The organism is Kitasatospora sp. NPDC091257 (assembly GCF_044757675.1).
Classification (GTDB): domain Bacteria; phylum Actinomycetota; class Actinomycetes; order Streptomycetales; family Streptomycetaceae; genus Kitasatospora; species Kitasatospora lactacystinica.
Map to the genome: position 1 here is coordinate 1 of NZ_JBIVVI010000808.1, position 4272 is coordinate 4272.

The window sequence follows — 4272 nt, forward strand, 5'->3', positions numbered from 1 at the left end:
ATGTGGGCCCGCAACCTGATCGGAGGAGCACCTCGGCGCCCTCGAACAGCGCGGCGTCGGCCAGGCCCCGCCGCGCGTTCGGCCCGTCGACCAGGACGACGGCCGCACCCGCCTGCGCCGCCGTCGCGGCGAGCCGGGCGGCCGGGTGCCGGCCGTCCATCGGCAGGTACGCCGCACCGGCCTTCACCACCGCCAGCAGCGCGGCGATCAGCTCGGGCGAACGCTCGGCGACCACGCCCACCACCGTCTCCGGGCGCACGCCGAGCGCGGCCAGCCGGCGCGCCAGCCGGTTCGCCCGCCGGTCCAGCCCGGCGTACGTCAGCTCGGTGTCCCCGGACACCACGGCCACGGCCCCGGGGGTGCGGCGCGCCTGCTGCTCGAAGAGCTCGGCGAGCGTCGCGCCGGGCAGCTCGCGGCGGGTCCGGTACCCGGAGCCGTCCAGTTCGTGCCGCTCCTCGCCGGTCAGCACGTCGAGCCGGCCCAGGGGCACGTCCGGGTCGTCCGCGACCTGGCGCAGCACCAGGAGCATCCGGTCGACCAGGCCCCGGGCGGTGCGCTCGTCGAACAGGTCGGGCCGGTAGTCCAGCCGGACCTCGATGTCGTCGGTCGGCGTGACCACGATGGTCAGCGGGTAGTGGGCGGCCTCCTCGCCGCCGCCGGCCGAGACCCGGATGCCGGCCGGGCCCCGCAGGCCGATCCCGGACGGACCTCCCGGCGGCTCCCGCCCGTCGCCCGGAGGCGGCCCCGGAGGCTCCCGCCCGTCGCCCGGCGGCGGCCCCAGCGGGCCGCCGGCCTGTTCCCCGCTGCGCAGCGCCGTGCCGCCCAGGCCCTCGCCCGGGGGCGAGCCGTCGGCGGGCCGCGGCGCCCGGCCCGGGCCGGCGGGCGCCGCCGGGCCGGCCGCGGGGGCCGCCATCGGCCCGCGCGGATAGTTCTGGAAGACCATCAGGGTGTCGAAGACCGCGCCGGGACCGCCGGCGCGCTGGATCTCCGGCAGGCTCAGCTGCTGGTGGTCCAGCAGGGCGGTCTGCTGGTCCTGCAGCGCCGCCATGGCCCGGCGGAAGGGCAGGGCCGGGTCCAGCGGCACCCGCACCGGCACGGTGTTGATGAACAGCCCGACCATCCGGTCCGCCTGCGGCACCTCGGCGGGCCGGCCGGAGACGGTCGCGCCGAAGACGGTGTCCAGCCGGCCGGACAGCTTGCCCACCAGCAGCGCCCAGGCGACCTGGAAGACCCGGTTGAAGGTGACCCCGGCGGAGCGCGCCGTCTCCCGCAGCCGCTCGGCGAGGTCCTCGCCGAGCCGCTCGACCACGTGCCGCAGCATCACCGGCGCGCCGCCGCGGTCGGCCGGGCCCACCAGGGTGGGCTCCTCCGTCCCGGCCAGCATCGCGCGCCAGGCCGCGCGCGAGGCGTCGGTGTCCCGGCGCACCAGCCAGGCGAGGTAGTCGCGGTACTGCGGCACCTTGGGGAGCACCGAGGCGTCGCCGCCGTTGCCGTAGACCTCCCACAGTTCGCCGAACAGAATCGGCAGCGACCAGCCGTCCATCAGGATGTGGTGCATCGTCACCACCATCCGGTGCCGGCCGGGGCCGGCGCGCAGCAGCAGCACCCGCAGCAGCGGCGGCACGCCGAGGTCGAAGCGCCGCGCGTCGACCGCGGCCAGGCGCGCGGCCTCCCGCGCGGCCTCCTCCTCGCCCAGCCCGCCGAGGTCGGCGTACGTCCAGGGGATCCGCACGCCCCTGGCGATCACCTGGACGGTGTCGCCGGACGCGCGCGAGCGGAAGGCGGCGCGCAGGCTCGCGTGCCGGTCCAGCACCGCCTGCCAGGACGCCTCCAGCACCTCGGGGCGCAGGTCCCCGTCGAGGTTGAGGATCCGCTGCCCCACGTACACGTCCCGGGGCGCGTCCTGGTCGTACGAGGCGTGGAACAGCAGTCCCTCCTGCAGCGGGGAAAGCGGCCACACGTCCTCGACCGTCAACTGGCTCATCGTGCTCTCCGTTCGGGTCGGCCGGGCTCGGGCGCCGTCTGGGGCGGCGGCAGCCGGCGCAGGGGCCCTCCGCCGCGCGGCAGCGGGGGCAGGTCGCCGTAGCCGTTCGCCGAGTGCTGCTCGGCTTCCGGGCGCGGCGCGGGCGGTTCGGCGAACTGGGTGCGGTAGAGCTCCGCGTACAGGCCGTCGGCGTCGACGAGGTCGGTGTGCCGGCCGCGTTCGACCACGCGCCCGTCCTGGACCACGAGGATCTGGTCGGCCTCGCGGACGGTGGACAGGCGGTGGGCGATCACCAGGGCGGTGCGGCCGGCCAGGGCGGTCCACAGCGCTTTCTGCAGGGCCGCCTCGGACTCGGAGTCCAGGTGGGCGGTGGCCTCGTCGAGCACGACCACGGTCGGTTTCTTGAGCAGCAGCCGGGCGATCGACAGGCGCTGCTTCTCGCCGCCGGAGAAGCGGTAGCCGCGGTCGCCCACGACGGTGTCGAGCCCGTCGGGCAGCGCGGAGACCAGGTCCCAGACCTGCGCGGCCCGGCAGGCCTCGACGAGCTGCGTCTCGGTGGCGTCCGGCTCGGCGTAGAGCAGGTTGGCGCGGATGGTGTCGTGGAACATGTGCGCGTCCTGGGTCACCATGCCGACGGTGTCGTGCAGCGAGGCCAGGGACAGGTCGCGCACGTCGTGGCCGCCGATCCGCACGGTGCCCGCGGTGGGTTCGTAGAGCCGCGCGACCAGCTGGCTGATCGTGGTCTTGCCGGCGCCGGAGGGCCCGACGAGCGCGGTCAGCCGGCCCGCCGGGGCGCGGAAGCTCACCCCGCGCAGCGCCGCGGCGTTGCCGGAGCGTTCCGGGGCCGGCAGCGACAGCGTCTCCAGCGAGGGGAGGGAGACGTCCTTCGCGGAGGGGTAGCGGAAGGAGACGTCCTCGAACTCGACCTCCGGGGCCGGCGCCCGGGCCGCGGCGGGCAGCACGACCGGGTCGGGCCGTTCCGCGATCAGCGGCTTGAGATCCAGCACCTCGAACAGCCGGTCGAAGGAGACGAGGGCGGTGAGGTAGTTCGACTGCAGGTTGGAGAGCTGGTTGATCGGGCCGAAGAGCCGCGCCAGCAGGGTGGCCAGGGCCACCAGCGAGCCGATCTGGATGGCCCCGTCGATCACCAGTTCGCCGCCGACGCCGTAGACCACCGCGGTGGCGAGCGAGGCCAGCAGCGTCACCGTCACCAGCAGCATCCGCGAGTAGACGGAGGTGACCACGCCGACGTCCCGCACCCGCGCCGCGGTGCCGGCGAACCGCCGGGCCTCGCCCTTCGGCCGGCCGTAGAGCTTGACCAGCAGCGCGCCGGCCACGTTGAAGCGCTCCTGCAGGAACGAGCCGAGTTCGGCGTCCAGTTGCATCGACGTGCGCAGGTTGCGCTGCAGCCGGCGCCCCACGACGCGGCCGGGCAGCACGAACAGCGGCACCGTGACGAGCACGACCAGGCCCACGAACCAGGACAGGAGGAAGATCGTGACGAGCACCAGGCCCAGCACCACCAGGCTGGAGAGCACGTTGGACAGCAGCACGGTCACCGCCTGCTGGGCCTCCATCACGTCGGTGTTGAGCCGGCTCACCAGCGAACCGGTCTGGGTGCGGGTGAAGAACGCCAGCGGCTGGCGCTGCACGTGCTGGAAGACCTCGGTGCGCAGGTCGTAGACGAGCCCCTCGCCGATGCGCGCCGAACTGCGGCTGACGAAGAAGCCCACCAGCGCCTGCAGCAGCGCCAGGCCCGCCACCGCGGCGGCGGCGGCCGCCACCACGCCCCGGTCGTGGGGCACGATGCCGTGGTCGATGAGCACCTTGAACAGCAGCGGCGTGGAAACGGTGATGACGGCGTCGACCACGGTCAGGCTCAGCAGCGCGGCGATCTGCCGGCGGTAGGGCCGCAGGTAGGGCCGGATCCGCCGCGCGGTGCCGGGCCTGACCCGGCCCCGGGCCGGGTCGGGCCCGTCGCCGCCGGTGGCCCGTACCGTGATCAGCGGGCCCGGGCCGGCCATCATGGCGCGGCGACCTCCTTGCCGTTCGTGGCCGTGACCGGGCCCGGTGGCCGCTGGTCGCTCCAGACCCGGTCGATGTACTCCAGGCACTCGTCGCGCGCGCCCGGGCCGTGGGCGATCCGCCACCCGGCGGGTGTCTGCGCGAACGCCGGCCACAGCGAGTACTGGCCCAGGGGGTTGCCGAGGCCGCCGAGTTGGGCAGCGATGCCGACGACCGAGCTGAGCAGCCCGAGAAGCTGCTCCCACAGCTGGCCGTTGCCCAGC

The 4272-nt window shown here is 75.3% G+C and carries 3 protein-coding genes; all 3 read right to left on the minus strand.

Annotated elements, in window-relative coordinates; all coding sequences use genetic code 11:
- Positions 1-1984 (minus strand): condensation domain-containing protein (locus ACIQOV_RS29960; protein WP_401053717.1); only part of this gene is annotated, 1984 nt, incomplete at its 3' end.
- Entirely contained in the window at positions 1981-4011 is a 2031-nt protein-coding gene (locus ACIQOV_RS29965; protein ID WP_401053718.1) for an ABC transporter ATP-binding protein, read from the minus strand. The genes ACIQOV_RS29960 and ACIQOV_RS29965, both read right to left, overlap by 4 nt.
- On the minus strand, positions 4008-4272 hold a 265-nt coding region (locus tag ACIQOV_RS29970), incomplete at its 5' end, for an MbtH family protein (RefSeq protein ID WP_401053719.1). The genes ACIQOV_RS29965 and ACIQOV_RS29970, both read right to left, overlap by 4 nt.